General features: G+C 43.6%; 12 protein-coding genes. 7 read left to right on the plus strand and 5 right to left on the minus strand.

Going from position 1 to position 16,739, the window contains the following annotated elements; all coding sequences use genetic code 11:
* Positions 1-150 precede the first annotated feature (150 nt).
* The gene (locus ADA42_RS06975; RefSeq protein ID WP_004947175.1) at positions 151-690 is read right to left on the minus strand and encodes a lecithin retinol acyltransferase family protein; all 540 of its coding nucleotides are present in this window, start codon (positions 688-690) and stop codon (positions 151-153) included.
* A 153-nt stretch (positions 691-843) separates the two neighbouring features.
* Here ADA42_RS06975 and ADA42_RS06980 point away from each other — a divergent pair, with 153 nt between their 5' ends.
* Both ADA42_RS06980 and ADA42_RS06985 read left to right on the plus strand, forming a co-directional pair.
* Positions 844-1,623: a phosphodiester glycosidase family protein gene (locus tag ADA42_RS06980; protein ID WP_048764315.1), complete on the plus strand. Its 780-nt coding sequence runs from the start codon at positions 844-846 to the stop codon at positions 1,621-1,623.
* Between the two features lie 318 nt (positions 1,624-1,941).
* Positions 1,942-2,139 (plus strand): DUF2536 family protein, encoded by a 198-nt coding sequence (locus ADA42_RS06985; protein WP_048764317.1) that lies wholly within the window; start codon positions 1,942-1,944, stop codon positions 2,137-2,139.
* A gap of 11 nt (positions 2,140-2,150) precedes the next feature.
* On the opposite strand, the gene fdhD is transcribed toward ADA42_RS06985, so the two are convergent.
* The 4 genes from fdhD to ADA42_RS07005 all read right to left on the minus strand — a co-directional run bounded on the left by fdhD (position 2,151) and on the right by ADA42_RS07005 (position 7,116).
* Positions 2,151-2,975, minus strand: coding sequence for a formate dehydrogenase accessory sulfurtransferase FdhD (fdhD, locus tag ADA42_RS06990; protein WP_048764319.1), 825 nt, complete (start codon positions 2,973-2,975; stop codon positions 2,151-2,153).
* Entirely contained in the window at positions 2,962-5,352 is a 2,391-nt protein-coding gene (locus ADA42_RS06995; RefSeq protein ID WP_004947185.1) for an FdhF/YdeP family oxidoreductase, read from the minus strand. Before ADA42_RS06995 ends, fdhD begins: the two co-directional genes overlap by 14 nt.
* Before the next feature lie 149 nt (positions 5,353-5,501).
* Complete coding sequence (locus tag ADA42_RS07000; protein ID WP_048764321.1) at positions 5,502-6,524, minus strand: ABC transporter substrate-binding protein; 1,023 nt, start codon at positions 6,522-6,524, stop codon at positions 5,502-5,504.
* A gap of 1 nt (position 6,525) precedes the next feature.
* Entirely contained in the window at positions 6,526-7,116 is a 591-nt protein-coding gene (locus ADA42_RS07005) for an ANTAR domain-containing response regulator (protein ID WP_048764405.1), read from the minus strand.
* A 442-nt stretch (positions 7,117-7,558) separates the two neighbouring features.
* Between ADA42_RS07005 and ADA42_RS07010 the strand changes: the two genes are divergently transcribed.
* The 5 genes from ADA42_RS07010 to mobA are packed head-to-tail and all read left to right on the plus strand — an operon-like array spanning position 7,559 to position 16,551.
* Positions 7,559-8,905, plus strand: coding sequence for an MFS transporter (locus ADA42_RS07010; RefSeq protein ID WP_048764323.1), 1,347 nt, complete (start codon positions 7,559-7,561; stop codon positions 8,903-8,905).
* A 39-nt stretch (positions 8,906-8,944) separates the two neighbouring features.
* Positions 8,945-11,488 (plus strand): nitrite reductase large subunit NirB, encoded by a 2,544-nt coding sequence (nirB, locus tag ADA42_RS07015; protein ID WP_048764324.1) that lies wholly within the window; start codon positions 8,945-8,947, stop codon positions 11,486-11,488.
* Between the two features lie 12 nt (positions 11,489-11,500).
* Complete coding sequence (nirD, locus tag ADA42_RS07020) at positions 11,501-13,123, plus strand: nitrite reductase small subunit NirD (protein ID WP_048764326.1); 1,623 nt, start codon at positions 11,501-11,503, stop codon at positions 13,121-13,123.
* A 15-nt stretch (positions 13,124-13,138) separates the two neighbouring features.
* Positions 13,139-15,928 carry a nitrate reductase gene (locus ADA42_RS07025; RefSeq protein ID WP_048764327.1) on the plus strand — a complete coding sequence of 930 codons (2,790 nt, stop codon included), beginning with the start codon at positions 13,139-13,141 and terminating at the stop codon, positions 15,926-15,928.
* A complete protein-coding gene (gene mobA, locus ADA42_RS07030; RefSeq protein ID WP_048764329.1) occupies positions 15,925-16,551 on the plus strand; it encodes a molybdenum cofactor guanylyltransferase in 627 nt (208 codons plus the stop codon). The genes ADA42_RS07025 and mobA overlap by 4 nt, the downstream gene beginning before the upstream one ends.
* The last annotated feature ends 188 nt before the right edge of the window (positions 16,552-16,739 follow it).

Below are 16,739 nucleotides of genomic sequence, written 5' to 3' on the forward strand. Positions count from 1 at the left end.
ATAGCCTTATTTTTTCGCAAGGCTCCGCAGGGTAAAGTGATATAACCTTATTTTTTCGCAAGGCCCCGCAGGGTAAAGTGCAATAACCTTATTTTTTCGCAAGGCCCCGCAGGGTAAATTGCGACAGTTTTAGATTAAAAATAAGCTACTTTAGGGTAGCTTATTTTTTTGCTCATCTTTTAAAAGCAGATGATAGGGCGCCTTCATTTTTGCACGTTCACGTAATTTCTTTTTAATATACAGCACGATTGCAAAGCAGGTGGTCGCAATGGTCAAGAAAAAACTGTTCATATAACTCATAATTGAGCTGATATAGCCAATCGTGGTGAGTCGATTCATCATTTTTACAACTTGCGGACTGTCTTCAATACCGGTAATGGCCCAAGAGCATAAATGCTCGCAATTATTGAGGATGAGGTGATAGTGATTTTCATGCATGCGTGAGCGCATCCGCCTCACGACAATACGGCCTTTATATCGGGCGTGTTCGTAGTGACGGACATGAATTTTTTTACCATGAGAAAAATGACTTAAAGTGGTGATCTCGATCGGCTTTTTTTTAAATAGGTGAGCAAAGCCTGAATAATGGATCACGCGTCCACGTCCGGCATAAATACCATGGTGACTGTATCCAAAATGATAAACCACAAGATGCGAACCAATTGGATAGCGTTTGTTTGTGCGCTGCATGTGCTCCTAAACCAACAAAAATCTGTACATAGACTTAGGTGTGCCCAATTATAACCAAAAAATGTGTCACTATTGTAAAAGCTGCAATACTTTGACGCTATATTCAAATCATTTGAGTCACTACATAGTAGTTGTAATCAGGAGCTAATTTAGATGCGATTTAAAAAGAAACAAATGATTTATATTTTTTCATTTGTATTCATGTGTCTGAGTGTTCCCGCCTTTGCAAAGCTTGTACCTACCTATCGAGAAATACATAGTCAGCTCGGTGTTGATGCAATCGTCATACAGGTGAGCGATCTATCAAAGCTATCATTGGTATTAAATGATCCAGATACGCTCAAAAAATACGGCTCATTTTCTTCATTACAAAACAGTTTGCCAGCTTGCCAACATTTAGTTTTTGCAATGAATGCTGGTATGTATCATCGCGATCGTGAACCTGTAGGGCTTTATATTGAGGCAAATCAACGAAGAACTGCTTTAAATACTCAAGATGGATATGGCAATTTTTTTCTTCAACCCAATGGTGTGTTGGCTTGGAATGATCGCGAAGCAATTATTAAAACAACATCCGAGTTTACGAAGCGTGCATTTCATACAAAATATGCGACTCAGTCGGGGCCTATGCTTGTCATCAATGGAGACATTCATTCTAAATTCTTAGCAGATTCAGATTCTTTGAAGATTCGAAATGCAGTGGGTGTGAAAGACAATCAACTTTATTTTGTGATCACGCGTAATCGCGTCAATTTTTATGCGCTAGCTCGGCTTTTTAAAGATGAACTACAAATCGATAATGCGTTGTATTTAGATGGTTCAATTTCTAGTTTGTACTGGGCCGCACAGCAACGAAATGATCGCCTTACAGAGCTTGGGCCTCTACTGGCCTGGATTGATCCGGCGCAATGTCATTTTAAGAATCTGCATTAAATACGATATGAAAAAAGAAAGCCCGAACTCGCTCAAGTCGGGCTTTCTGTTTACTCATTAATTAGGGATCAATAAGTTTGATGAATTATACGCATTAAATGTTAAATGTAAAGTAAATCACGTTTTTTATGTTTTATGTTAATTGTATTGCTTCCTCTATGATCTGATGAAGTGAAAGTATCACTGCATTAATCGGCATGCTAAGATAGTGTAAAGAGGCTCTTATGGATTAAAAACATCAGCAAGAATAAACATATAACAAGAAACTAAAAATGAATGGCATGTAACGCATTAAAATCGTTTAAGGAGTGAACAGTGATGCAACAGGTTAAAATTTTTGAAACCAAAGTGTTTAGTAAACTTGAAACCGATATCAATCACTGGATTGAATACGAATACAGTAAAAACAGGCGTGTCGAAATTAAATCGATTAGCCATGCTTATGTTGCATCCCAAGATGATTTTTATCATTACACCGCAATAGTGGCATATGACCTAAAACATGAGGGCGAATAGCCGCATCAAATTTAGGTGTAAACTGAAAAGCGCTCATTACGACAAAAGCTTGCCAAAGTCAGACCTGAGCGCTTAGCTGTTTTTATGGCCAGTGTACTGGGTGCAGAAATAGTGGCCAGTAATGAGATATCAAGTTGGATACATTTCTTAACCAGTTCATAACTTGCACGGCTGGTCATGACGACAAAGCCTTGGTTTAATGGAATCTTATGCTTGACCAAATAGCCAATCAGTTTATCTAGTGCATTATGCCGGCCAGCATCTTCAAACACCATAAGTACATGACCTTCACACACCCATGCTGCTGCGTGTGCACCACCTGTCACGGCACTAATGGGCTGTCGTTTTTGTAGCGAAATCATGGCTTCGGGAATCAATGACAGCCACTCTGTAGGAGCAGATATGGTAATTTTTGCTAAAGACGCATCCACTTGTTGCAGACTTTCAATACCGCAAAGTCCACAACCGGTTTGACCAATCAAAGAACGTCTATGTGCTTTTAATTGTGCAAAAGCTTCAGAAGCAATGGTGATGTGTATTTGATAACCCAGCGGACTTTTCTCAATGTCTAGATCATAAATCTGACGTACATGCTGAATAATACCTTCGCTCAGACTAAAGCCAATTGCAAACAGATCCAGATTGACGGGAGTCACCATCATCACGGCATGTGATATACCGTTATAAATTAAAGCAACGGGATATTCTTCAACCACTTCGTCTAAACCCGTACTAATTTCATGATGGCGATAGCGTGTCACCGAAACCGATTGATGGCCTTGAGAAAAAATGGATTCTCTCAAGGCGCTGCTTTGATTAGATTCATCCATTGGCATGTTCGGGATCGACTTCTACCGCCAGATTAAAGTTTTCAGGTGGTTGACCCACATGTAAAATCACTGGAATGCTTTTCGATGCAGGAATCCGGGCGTGTTTATCGTGGCTACTTAAGGCAACTAAAGGGTTAGTTTCAGGATAATACGCAGCCAAACTACCGACAGGTACGTTATATGGCACAATACGAAAGCTTTTCACAATACGTTTTTGACCATCGGAAAACACACTTTCGATATCGACCCACTGATCTGCTTTGAAACCAGATGCTTGAATATCCTGTTCATTCATAAACAAAACACGGCGCTGACCAAAAACACCTCGATAACGATCATCAAGACCGTACAATGTCGTGTTGTACTGATCGTGAGAACGGGTAGTCATCAGGGTATACACTTTTGCATCTGGATAGGCATCGGCATACTGGTGTTCTTTATCGGCATAAATTTCACTGAGTGGTGAAATGATAAACTGTGCCTTACCGCTGGCAGTATTCCATGTGTAGCTATTTGCTGGATGTTCGAGATGAAAACCACCCGGCTGATAAACGCGTTTATTGAAATCATGAAATTCATCAAACACTTCTGAAATCGCATCGCGGATACGATCGTAGTTTTCAATGTACCAGCGCCATTGAACAGGCGTTTCTTTGAGTGTCGCTTCTGCAATGCGTGCCACAATATCTGGTTCAGACAATAGATCAGATGAAATCGGCTGATTTGGCCCCGAAGATAAATGCACATTACTCATCGAATCTTCAACACTGATCGCTTGAGGTCCGTGTTTTTGCATGTCAATTTCAGTACGTCCCAAACAAGGCAGCATCAAGGCATCTTCACCGCAGACCAAATGGCTTCGATTCATCTTGGTGGTAATATGTACGGTGAGTTTACACTTGCGTAGTGCATCTTGAGTAAAATGACTGTCGGGTGTCGCAACTGCAAAATTGCCACCGAGGGCAATAAAGACTTTTACGCGGCCATCGGCCATCGCTTTGATGGTTTCGACAACGCCCAATCCGTTTTCACGTGGGCTTTTTATTCCAAACACGCGATCTAAGCTATCGAGTAGTTTAGGTGCCGGACGCTCATTAATGCCTACCGTACGGTCACCCTGAACGTTACTATGCCCGCGAATGGGTGCGAGTCCTGCTCCCGGCTTACCTAATAGGCCACGGCATAATACCAAGTTGGCAAGTAAATGAACGTTGGCTGTACCATGTCGATGTTGGGTAATGCCCATTCCCCAGCAAAAGATTGGGCGCTCAGATTGAATATAGAGCTTGGCGAGCGCTTCAAGGTGGTCTGGGCTCAAGCCAGTATAACGATGAATCTCTGCCCATTCGGTACGATCCAGCTCGGCAAGCATGTCTGAAAAACCAATCGTTTGCTCCTCAATAAATGCTTGATCGAATAAACTTGGCTTTCCTTGTGCCACGGCTTGTTTGTTCCATTCATGCGTATGTTTTAACAGACCAAACATAATCGCGTAATCCCCCCCAATACTCGGCTGGAAATAATAGCGACTGATCGGCGTGCTGCCGTTGGTCATCATTTCAAGTGGGGCTTGAGGGTCTTGAAAACGTTCTAGTCCGCGTTCTTTAAGCGGATTGAGTGCAACAATGGTGCCTCCACGTTTAGACACTTCTCGTAAGGTTGCGAGCATACGCGGGTGATTGGTCCCCGGATTATGTCCAAAACTAAAGATCGTATCGGCCAGATCAAAGTCGTCTAGCGTTACAGTGCCTTTACCCAAACCAATGGCATCTTTTAAGCCCACACTGGTCGGCTCATGACACATATTGGAGCAATCTGGAAAATTGTTGGTACCGAAGCTACGTACAAAAAGTTGGTATAAAAAGGCGGCTTCGTTACTGGCGCGTCCAGAAGTATAAAAGGCAGCCTCGTTCGGATTGTCGAGCGCTTGCAAATGTTTGGCGATCAGTTGAAACGCATCATCCCAAGAGATTGGTACATATTTGTCTGTTGCGGCATCGTATCGCATTGGGTCGGTAATACGCCCAACGTCTTCCAAAAAGAAATCACTTTGTTCAGATAGCCAGCTTACAGTATGCGTTGCAAAAAACTCAGGCGTTACGCGCTTACTGGTGGCTTCAAATGCCACAGCTTTGGCACCGTTTTCACAAAAGTTAAAAGTTTGCGTATCTTTTTTTTCTGGCCATGCACAGCCCGGACAGTCGAATCCGGTCGGCTGGTTAATATTGAGCAGAGAAATCGAACCTTTTTTAAACGTTTCCTGCCGCTTCAGATTACGTGCAACACTGAGTAATGCGCCCCAACCACCAGCAGGCTGATCGTATGGTTCAATACGGGCATAGTTTGGATTATTTTCATCTGCCAATTTTTCTCTGCTGTCCATATCCTCGTCCTGATGCTTTTGCTAAGTTTTCATACTAAATCCATTTTTAACATATCGTTGCTAAAATTTGTAACGACTGCACACACAATCAACAAACTAACCCTTTGATCTGCTGTTAATTAATTTGTTTATGTCGAATAAAATGTACGTTAGTCTTCAAGTAATTGTCTTGCTGCCATGTGACTTTTTAAATCGATACATTGCTTGCTCAAGCGCTGTAGTGCTGTCTGCTCTAGATTCAAACCTTGCCAAGTTTGCATTTGTTCAAATAACCATTGCATATCGCTTTGTTTTGGCGCTGTATGGTCTAGAACCAAATGTCGAATAATTTTTTCCAGAGCATGGTATTTCTGTACATGAATCTCTTCGTTACATTGAAAGCGAATTACATTAAAGTCGATGAGCATTTGCCAGACCGGTTTGAAGTCCTCCAGTATTTCAAGCTCACGCTGAGCCTTGAGAATAGCAGCAGTAAGTGCACATAAGGTATTTGGATGATGTGATGCCCATTCATGCGTGACTGCCAATACTTTATCTGCAATTTCGGGAACAATATCGCGGCTGTGCGCTACAATTTGGCTCACACCCTCGACTTCACCTTGGGTATTCCATGGTTCACCTACACAAAAACCGTCTATGGCATGAGAAGAAATTGCCTCGACCATATACGGTGGCGGTAGCGTTTTTAATACAATGTCTTGTGCTACACTTGGATCTGCAAGTGCAATCCATTCTCTTAAGCAATAGTGATGAATCGAATGATTAAACACATGCGCCAGATGAACCGGATGTCCTGCATGAAGATGCTGTACCAGTTTTTGTGCCGATTGAAACGGCGTATCTGCAGGTTGAATGCGTAAATCATGGCTGAGCTTCTGGCTTAAGCTGATATAAGCACGATTAATACTTAAAACTAAAGGTGTTTTGAGCTGAATACCGATTTGGTCTTCGCCTACTGCCGCAGCAGGGAGCATGGCAGATAAACAATGTGCGGCATCTAAAATGCCAAAAGCCAGACGATCTCGCAAACTTGCCCACGAGGCTTCCTTAACCAAAGTAACATCAAGTCCGAAGTCATCAAAAAAACCGCGCTGTTTTGCCCAAAGTAGTGCAATACAATCCAGTAAAGGAATATAGCCAATATGCAGTTGTGTTTTTTCCAAGTGGCTCATGTTAGTCCTCTTTTAACTGGCTATTGAGTAATTGCTGGGCATCGATCAGCCGCCGTGCCATTTCACCGATCGTGATACGGTGACTCATGGCATTTTTGCGTAGTAACTGAAATGCGGTGTCTTCGGTCAGGCTGTGAAGCTGCATCAGAAGCACTTTGGCTTTTTCGATATCTTTTCGGTCGGCTAGCTTGAGCTTGGTTTCTTTTAAATCGCTTTCGAGCTGCTTATGCTTTTTAAACTGTTCAATCGAAATTTCAAGAATGGTTTCCAAGCGTGCAGGGTCAATACCATCCACAATATAGGCGGTTACACCGGCATCGATGGCTTGTTTAATGGTTTCTTTGTTGCTGTTTTTGGTAAAGAGTACTGTAGGCAGATCAAAGTGACTGACGCAGCTTTCAATAATGTCACGATGTGGATGATCCATATCCAGCAAAATGACATCGGCCTGAAGATTTTCAAGCTTAAATGTATTCATGTGGTCTAGCGGTAGACATGCCACCACATCAAAATCATGCGCACGCAAGTTTTGTTGAACAAATTCAGCGCGTTCAAGATCGTCATCAATCAATGCAATTTTTAATTTTGGCATAGGTCGTAGGGCATAATTTTTCGCATTTGCGAAACAGTGTAAGCGAAAATAATTGAAAAATTGCATAGCAAGATAAGTGCCACCTTAAAAAGAGTAAAATTTGATGGTTATTTGTACTTCGATCTTATGAAGTGATCTGTTGTGGTGCATTGGCGTCTCGTCATGACGCATGTGCCGACTATTATTCGTTAAATAAGAAGCAAAAATCGACATTTGTTCTTGTTTAAAAAGGTGAGCCATCAAAAAGCGAGCTTAAAGAAACGATTTTTAAATAAAAAAAGCATAAAACGAAAAACTGGCACATGCTTTGCATAGATATTACTGAGTCAAAGACGACTCTGTTTTAAAAAATTTGTAAGACGGCCAACGACGTCCGTTCTGATCGATTGCCAATACAGCGCAAGCTGTTTAGCCCATATTACGTTCAGTTCAGGAGAAGGCCATGTCTTCAAATTTAGATTTAACAGCAAAAAAAGCGACGAAAATAAATCTATTTAGTTTTAAAGTTCCAGCGATGCGAGCCTTCCATATGAGTTGGCTCGCTTTTTTTGTCTGTTTTTTTGCTTGGTTTGCATGTGCACCACTTATGCCGGTGATTGCAGGTGAATTTCACCTCACTAAAGATCAGATTGCCAATATCAATATTGCCGCCGTTGCGATTACCATTTTGGTTCGCCTTATTGTCGGGCCGCTATGTGATAAATACGGCCCACGTAAAACTTATACTGCTTTATTGCTGATTGGCAGTATTCCTGTTTTTGGTGTCGCTGCCGCAAACAGTTATGAATCCTTCTTATTCTTTAGATTACTCATTGGTGCCATCGGGGCAAGCTTTGTTATTACCCAATATCACACCAGTATCATGTTTGCTCCAAATGTAGTGGGTACGGCCAATGCCACCACTGCAGGCTGGGGAAATGCGGGTGGTGGTGCAACACAAGCGTTAATGCCGCTTTTGCTTGCTGCACTGGTGATGTTTGGCGTAGAGCAAAGCATGGGCTGGCGTGTGGCCTTACTGGTTCCAGGTATGATGATGGTGATTGTAGGCCTGCTGTACTGGAAACTGACCCAAGACTGCCCACAAGGTAATTTTAAAGAACTTCGCGCACAAGGAGTTGCAGTCGGGAGCGATAAAAAAGGCGGTATGGCGATTTTGATGCATGCTGCACGTAACTATCGCGTCTGGATTTTATTTGGTGCCTATGCGGCGTGTTTTGGTATTGAAATCTTTATTCATAACATCGTAGCCATGTACTACGTCAACAACTTTAACTTTGGCCTTAAGGAAGCTGGATTTGCAGCGGGTATCTTTGGTTTGCTGGCTTTATTTGCCCGCGCACTCGGTGGCATTGTGTCCGATAAAGTAGCCATGAAAAAAGGCCTCGATGGTCGCACGAAAGTACTTTTTGTCATGATTTTGTGTGAAGGTTTATTTCTGGTTTTATTCTCTCAAATGAATACTCCGATGCTGGCGATCTTAAGTATGACCGTATTTGCACTGTTTACCCACATGGCATGTGGTGCAACCTATGCATTGGTTCCGTTTATCGATCGTGACGCGCTGGGTGGTGTTGCAGGCATCATTGGTGCTGGCGGTAATGTTGGCGCAGTGGCAGCGGGTTTCTTGTTAAAAGGCATGGTGGATATTCAAACCTGTTTGATGGTGTTGGGTGGTCTGGTGGTGGTGGCAGCAGGTTTTGTGATGCTGATTCGTTTTTCGGTCGAGCATAAGGTGAAAGAACAGCGTCTTTTTGAGCAAGCCGTTCTTGAACGAAACAACCTTGCATAACCAGAACTGACCTATCTTATATCTATTCGGAGAATACCCATGAAACTTGTCATGATTGGCCACGGTATGGTCGGGCACAAATTTATCGAAAGCTTGATGGAAAAAGCAGATGATGAAATGGAAATCACCATTTTGGCCGAAGAGCCGAGAATCGCATATGACCGAGTGCATTTGAGCGAATACTTTAGCGGTAAAAGTGCCAAAGATCTTTCTCTTGCACGTATGGATTTTGCCGACGCCTATGGTATCGATTTAAGTTTAAATACTCGCGCAACCGCAATTGACCCTGTTGAAAAAACAGTGACCACATCTGCCGGTGATGTCATTGCTTATGACAAACTCATTTTGGCAACCGGATCTTATGCATTTGTACCACCAATTGCTGGAAACGACCGTTCAAACTGTTTTGTGTATCGCACCATTGAAGATCTAGATGCACTTCGTGCTGCAAGTTTAAAGGCTAAATCTGGTGTGGTGATTGGCGGTGGTTTATTAGGGCTTGAAGCCGCCAAGGCATTACGCGATTTAAATCTTGAAACACATGTGGTCGAGTTTGCGCCGCGCTTGATGGCAGTACAGATCGACGACTTAGGTGGCAAAGTATTACGCCGTAAAATTGAAAACTTGGGGGTAAAAGTTCATACGCAAAAAGCCACGCAGTCAATTGAAGAAGGTGAAACCAGTCATCATGTGATGAAGTTTGCAGACGGTAGCTCACTTGAAACCGATATTGTTTTGTTTTCAGCTGGTATTCGTCCACGTGATGAATTAGCTAAAGCGTCTGGGCTTGCTGTTGGTGAACGAGGCGGTATCAAGATTAATCAATACTGCCAAACTTCAGATCCAAATATTTATGCCATTGGTGAATGTGCGCTTTGGGACAACAAAATTTATGGTCTTGTTGCGCCTGGGTATGATATGGCGCGCATAGCTGCCAAGCATGTACTGGATGAAAGTACTCATGGCTTTGCTGGCGCTGATATGAGTACCAAACTCAAGTTGATGGGGGTAGATGTGGCATCGATTGGTGATGCACACGCCATGACACCCGATGCGTTGAGCTATTTTTATGCCGATGAAGACGCACTCATTTATAAGAAAATTGTGGTCAATGCTCAAAAAACCAAACTGCTTGGCGCCGTATTGGTGGGCGATGCCAAAGAGTACAATGATTTATTACAAATGATGCTTAACGGTCTGGATTTACCAGATCAACCTGAAAGCTTGATTATGCCGGGATATGCTCAATCCGGTGCAGCTAAGACAGGCGGCAGTGGCGTCGACTTACTTCCAGACAGTGCAACCATTTGCTCATGCAATAATGTGTCTAAAGCCGATATCTGTCAGGCGATTGAAGACGGCGCGACGTCATTAGGTGCATTAAAGAAATGTACAAAAGCAGCTACAGCTTGCGGTGGCTGTGCCCCTTTAGTGACACAAGTACTTAAATCAGAGTTACAGCGTCAGGGCGTTACGGTGAATAATCACATTTGTGAGCATTTTGCTTATTCGCGCCAAGAGCTGTATCACTTGGTTCGTGTCAATGAAATCAAAACTTTCGATGATTTGATCCATCAGCACGGTCATGGATTAGGCTGTGATATCTGTAAACCGACGGTTGCCAATATTTTAGCCTCATGCTGGAACGATTTTGTTTTAAAACCGACCCATGCAGGTTTGCAAGACAGCAACGATTATTATTTGGGCAATATTCAAAAAGATGGCTCGTATTCGATTGTACCGCGCATGGCGGGTGGTGAAGTTACTCCAGATGGGTTAATTGCAGTCGGGCAAATCGCCAAAAAATATAATCTTTATACCAAGATTACCGGTGGTCAGCGTGTGGATATGTTTGGAGCGCAGGTACATCAGTTGCCATTGATTTGGGAAGAATTGATTGCTGCCGGTTTTGAGTCGGGTCATGCTTACGGTAAATCGCTGCGCACGGTCAAATCGTGTGTAGGCAGCACATGGTGTCGCTATGGTGTCGATGATTCGGTTGGTTTGGCGATCTTTCTTGAAAATCGTTACAAAGGCCTGCGCTCTCCACATAAATTAAAAATGGCAGTTTCTGGGTGTACTCGTGAGTGTGCAGAGGCCCAAGGGAAAGATGTCGGCGTCATTGCTACAGAAAAAGGCTGGAATCTTTATGTGTGCGGTAATGGCGGAATGAAACCACGTCACGCAGAACTACTGGCTTCGGACTTAGACACCGATACATTGATTCGTTATATCGACCGTTTCTTCATGTTTTACATTCAAACCGCAGATCGTTTACAGCGGACCAGTGTATGGCGCGACAACATGGAAGGTGGTCTAGATTATCTCAAGGCGGTTATTGTTCAAAACTCACTGGGTATAGCGGACGAGCTAGAGCGCCGTATGTCGCATGTGATCAATACTTATCAGGACGAATGGCGTACAGCTGTGGAAGATCCTGAAGTACGCAAACGTTTCCAGACGTTCATCAACCAAAAAGAGCAACACGATCCACACATTCAGTTTACCCAAGAACGAGGTCAGATCCGTCCGCTTAAAAACAGCGAACGTCATGAAGATCGTATTCCCATGGTTGAAGCATAAGGAGACAAACACATGACCAGTTTAAAAGCCTTAAATCGAGTGAATGATGCAGAATGGATCGAGATTTGCGCACTAAATGATATTACGCCCAATACGGGGGTGGGTGCGCTTCTTCACGAGCAGCAGATTGCGCTATTTCGTGTGGGACATGAGCAACGAGTGTATGCGCTTAGTAATACCGATCCGTTTAGTGGCGCAAATGTGATGTCTCGCGGGATTATTGGCGATTTACAAGGTGAGCGTGTTGTCGCATCTCCAATCTATAAGCAGCATTTTAGCTTGGCCACAGGTCGCTGTCTGGAAGATAAAGACCAACGACTATTGGTATTTCCAACCAAAGTCGAACAAGGACGGGTGTATGTTTCGCCCATAGCGCAAAAGACGTACATTACCAACAACGGAACTGCGCAAGAAAAACTGAAGCTGGTATTGGTCGGAAATGGCTTGGCGGGTATGCGCTGTCTAGAAGATTTACTGGATATGAATGCCGAGCGCTATGAAATTACCGTGATTGGTGAAGAGCCATGGGGCAATTACAACCGCATCATGCTTTCGCCTGTTTTATCGGGTGAAAAAACGGTAGAAGACATCATGTTGCATTCGCATGCATGGTATCAAGAGCGTCAAATGCGGTTTATTGCGGGCGATCCGGCTGTGAAAATTGATCGAACCCGTAAACAAGTGACAACACAACAAGGCCAGATCGTCGACTACGACCGTTTGATTCTTGCAACAGGATCGAAACCGTTTATTCTACCGATACAGGGGAATCAACTCAAAGGCGTCATCAGCTTTCGGGATATCTATGATGTCAACACCATGGTGGATTACGCATCTAGCAAAACTCACGCCGTTGTGATTGGAGGTGGCTTACTGGGCCTTGAAGCTGCATATGGGTTAAAGCAACGTGGAATGCAGGTGACTGTGCTGCATTTGATGGATCGAATCATGGATCGCCAGCTCGATCAGCGAGCCAGCGAGCTACTTAAAAGCAGTATCGAGCACAAGGGAATCCGTATCCTTACTCAAGCCAATACCGAGGCCTTAATTGGCGATGAACATGGTCATCTTCAGCAGCTACGCTTGAGCGACGGCACTTTACTCAATGCTGACCTCGTGGTGTTTGCGGTAGGTATCCGTCCGAATATTGAGCTGGCCCAACGAGCCGGACTGCGATGTAATCGTGGAGTGTTGGTCAATGACACCATGCAAACCTTCGATCCGAGTATTTATGCCGTCGGCGAATGTATTGAGCACCGTGGTCAAACCTTTGGTTTGGTCGAGCCACTCTGGGGGCAGGCCTTTATCTGTGCCAGCCATTTGGCAGAACATGGCAGCTTAACCTTTAAAGCGCCGACTGTGCCCACTCAGTTAAAAGTCAGTGGCGTGGATGTATTTTCTGCCGGTAATTTTCAGCCACAAGATGATTATGAAGACATCATTTTAAATGACGAAAAGCGTCAGATTTACAAGCGTATCATCATTCAACACGACCAGATTATCGGCGCCGTCTTGTTTGGTGATACTGAAGATGGCTCTTGGTATGCAGAACTGATTGCAGATCAGACTCCAATTGGCTCAATTCGAAACAAATTGCTGTTTGGTCGCGATTTTGCATTAAGAAAAGCAGGTTAATCTGAAGGAGCCGCCATGAATACGATTCCCCTTGTGCAACTCCAGAGTGATACATCCAACTTAATCCGTCATACCCAAACCACATGTCCATATTGTGGTGTTGGCTGTGGCGTGACCGCGACAGTTGAAGAAACCAAATCGGGTAAAAAAATCTCGGTGACTGGAGATGAAACACATCCTTCTAATTTTGGTCGCTTATGTATCAAAGGGAGTCGTTTGGCCGATACACTGGGTTTGGAAACACGTGTGTTACAACCTATGTCGGGGCGTGGTGCAGCCCGCCATGTCACTACATGGGAGCATGTGACTGATGAAATTGCAAAACGTTTTCAAGCCTGTATCGATGAACACGGTAAAGACAGTGTGGCTTTCTATGTGTCGGGGCAACTCTTAACTGAAGACTACTATGTGGTGAATAAGTTTGTAAAAGGCTACTTGGGCACAGCCAATATCGATACCAACTCACGTTTATGTATGTCGTCGGCAGTAGCGGCGCATAAACGCAGTTTCGGTGAAGATCTGGTGCCTGCCAGTTATACCGATTTTGAGCAGACCGATCTGGTGGTACTGGTGGGTTCGAATACCGCATGGTGTCATCCGGTCTTGTACCAACGGATTATGCAAGCCAAAGCAGAGCGTGACCTTACAGTTGTGGTGATTGACCCACGTTATACTGCAACATGCGAGCAAGCAGACTTACATTTGCCGATATTACCGGGTCAGGATGTCACATTATTTAATGGCCTATTACAGTATTTGTATCAACACGGTCACACCGATCATGCTTTTGTAAATGCGCATACCGATCAGCTGCAATATGCGTTAGATGTTAGTCTGGCTCAAGCCAATTTAAACGACGTGGCAGAAAAGACCGGGATCTCACTCGACAAGCTCGAACAGTTTTATGCATTGTTTGCTCGCTTAGATAAAGTGATGACGCTGTTTTCTATGGGCGTGAATCAATCCTCACAAGGGGTGAATAAAGCCAATTCAATTATCAACTGTCATTTACTCACTGGAAAAATTGGTCGGCCAGGTGCTGCGCCGTTTTCGATGACAGGGCAGCCAAATGCCATGGGCGGGCGTGAAGTCGGCGGTTTGGCCAATATGCTGGCCGCACATATGGAAATTGAACAGCCTTTACATCGGCAAATCACTCAGCAATTTTGGAATAGTCCATCTATTGCGACTCAGCTGGGATTAAAAGCAGTCGATTTATTTCAGGCAGTTGAGCAAGGCAAAATTAAAGCCATCTGGATTATGGCCACTAATCCGGTAGTGAGCTTACCCAATGCTGATCAGGTCAAACGTGCATTAGAAGCCTGTGAGCTGGTTGTGGTATCGGATATTAGTGAACACACCGATACCACTGCTTATGCCGATTTTTTGTTGCCGGCACTCGGTTGGGGAGAAAAAGACGGAACAGTGACCAATTCTGAACGCCGTATTTCCAGACAGCGCGCCTTTCTAGATGCACCTGTACAGGCCAAAGCTGATTGGTGGGCCGTATGTCAGGTCGCAAAAAAAATGCAGTTTGATGGGTTTGAATTTCAATCTGCTGCTGAAATTTTTGATGAGCATGCCCGGTTATCAGCCACAGCCAACTTAGTAACGAATATTCAAACTGAAAATAGTGTCTTTCGTTACTTTAATCTTTCTGGGTTAGTCGGTTTATCTACAAAAGCCTATAACGAGCTTAAACCGATCCAATGGCCAGTCTTGCATAATCCTAATGAGAATGACAAGGCAATCAATCAGCAGCAGTTATTCCAATCTGGGGTGTATAGCCATAGCAATCAAAAGGCGAAGTTTATTGCCACACCTGCTATAGATGCTGTGCATGCGCCATCTAAAGCGTTTCCGCTGATTTTAAATACAGGGCGTATTCGTGATCAGTGGCACACTATGACCCGTACAGCACTTTCTGCGCATTTAACGTCACATCGTGCAGAACCCTATTGTGAAATACATCCTCAAGATGCACTCAAGTACGGTGTACAGCATGGCAGTCTGATTGAAGTGAAATCACAGTGGGGCAGTTGTGTATTGCGCTTGAGTGTTTCAGACAGTATTCGCCGTGGTCAGATTTTTGTTCCTATACATTGGAGCGAGCAACATGCTTCCGATGCACGTATTGGTAAGGTGGTCAATCCTGTGGTCGATGCGATTTCAGGAGAACCTGAGTTTAAACATACGCCTGTAATGTTGCAGCCATTTTATACGCATTGGCAAGGATGCTTGTTTGTACGTGAAGGTATGGAGCATCTTATGGTATCGCAGCTTCAACAGTTGGCATGGTGGACAAAGGTCAAAATGACCAAAGTGATTCGATACGAGATTGCGGATCGTTCCCGAATAGAAGATATACAAAACAACTTAAAAGCATTTTTACCTTTTGATGATGCATCCTACGAATGGTTAAACTTAAGTGATCCGAGTACACAACTCTCGCACAGTGTGGTGTTAAAAGACGGTATATTGATTGCAAGCTTATATATTGCGCCGTTAGAGATGTTACCCGACCGTGACTGGGTTGCAACGTTGTTTAAGCGTGAACGCCTCAGTGCATTGCATCGTAAAGCTTTACTTGCAGGCATGCCGATTAATGTGCGTAACAATGATGGCCCATTGGTCTGTAGTTGCTTTAAGGTAGGAAAAAACAAAATAGTGGATACCATCAAGGCGCAAAACATAGTGCATGAAAAACAAGTGACAGCATGCCTTAAAGCAGGCGGAAACTGTGGATCATGTTTACCCGAAATACGAGGTTTAATTAAAGCTTGTCAACAGGAGATCGATGCGTGAGCGCGAGCAAATATCCACAAACCGATTTGGTCATCTTGGCTGGTGGACAGGCCCGTCGTATGAACGGGGTCAATAAGTTATTACAAAACTTTGATGATCAGATTCAGTTGCTGAAAATTTATGAGCGCTTAAAGCACGATATTCATCAGATCTGGGTGAATAGCCATCGAGATGCCAGTTTGTATCGTCAGATTTTGCCACAAACACGTAGTTATGAAGATCATCAGCATGGTTTTTTAGGACCAATGATGGGCATATACAGTGCTTGGAATCATGTGGCATCGGATTATGTGCTTTTTGTACCGTGTGATATTACCTACATTCCCAGCAAGGTTGTGTCTTTATTGCATCATGCTTTGAATCAAGATCCACGTGCGATGATGAGTTATGTCGCAATCAACGGGACGGCATTATATCCATTTTGCCTGATGAAGCGATCAAGTGCGGCGGTGCTTAAAAATCACCTTGAACAAAATCAATTGAGCATGAAAAGAGCCTTAACAGACTTACATGCGCAGGTGGCTTATTTTAGAAAACATCGCTTATTTTTTCATAGCATCAATTCATTAGACGAGTTACAACAATACCAGCAGCTGAATACGCTCAAGCAGAGCGAGTTTTAATCAAATCCCGCCGTAAATTCGCTTAAATGAATATATGTGAGTTTAGATAATCATTATTACATTTATCCTGAAGCGAACAAAAAAATGCAAGACAGGTCTGATTTTTGTTAGTAAATTGGATTGTCACTGATGAGTAATGGTGCAAGGAAGCATATTTTGATCATTTTTTGAAATATTTTTGCTTTTTA

The sequence above is a fragment of the Acinetobacter sp. 243_ASPC genome (assembly GCF_001054715.1).
Taxonomy (GTDB): Bacteria; Pseudomonadota; Gammaproteobacteria; order Pseudomonadales; family Moraxellaceae; genus Acinetobacter; species Acinetobacter soli.

Coding starts and splice junctions, on each gene's coding strand:
- ADA42_RS06975 (WP_004947175.1), bottom strand. CDS start 690: ATGCAGCGCACAAACAAACGCTATCCAATTGGTTCGCATCTTGTGGTT.
- ADA42_RS06980 (WP_048764315.1), top strand. CDS start 844: ATGCGATTTAAAAAGAAACAAATGATTTATATTTTTTCATTTGTATTC.
- ADA42_RS06985 (WP_048764317.1), top strand. CDS start 1,942: ATGCAACAGGTTAAAATTTTTGAAACCAAAGTGTTTAGTAAACTTGAA.
- fdhD (WP_048764319.1), bottom strand. CDS start 2,975: ATGCCAATGGATGAATCTAATCAAAGCAGCGCCTTGAGAGAATCCATT.
- ADA42_RS06995 (WP_004947185.1), bottom strand. CDS start 5,352: ATGGACAGCAGAGAAAAATTGGCAGATGAAAATAATCCAAACTATGCC.
- ADA42_RS07000 (WP_048764321.1), bottom strand. CDS start 6,524: ATGAGCCACTTGGAAAAAACACAACTGCATATTGGCTATATTCCTTTA.
- ADA42_RS07005 (WP_048764405.1), bottom strand. CDS start 7,116: ATGCCAAAATTAAAAATTGCATTGATTGATGACGATCTTGAACGCGCT.
- ADA42_RS07010 (WP_048764323.1), top strand. CDS start 7,559: ATGTCTTCAAATTTAGATTTAACAGCAAAAAAAGCGACGAAAATAAAT.
- nirB (WP_048764324.1), top strand. CDS start 8,945: ATGAAACTTGTCATGATTGGCCACGGTATGGTCGGGCACAAATTTATC.
- nirD (WP_048764326.1), top strand. CDS start 11,501: ATGACCAGTTTAAAAGCCTTAAATCGAGTGAATGATGCAGAATGGATC.
- ADA42_RS07025 (WP_048764327.1), top strand. CDS start 13,139: ATGAATACGATTCCCCTTGTGCAACTCCAGAGTGATACATCCAACTTA.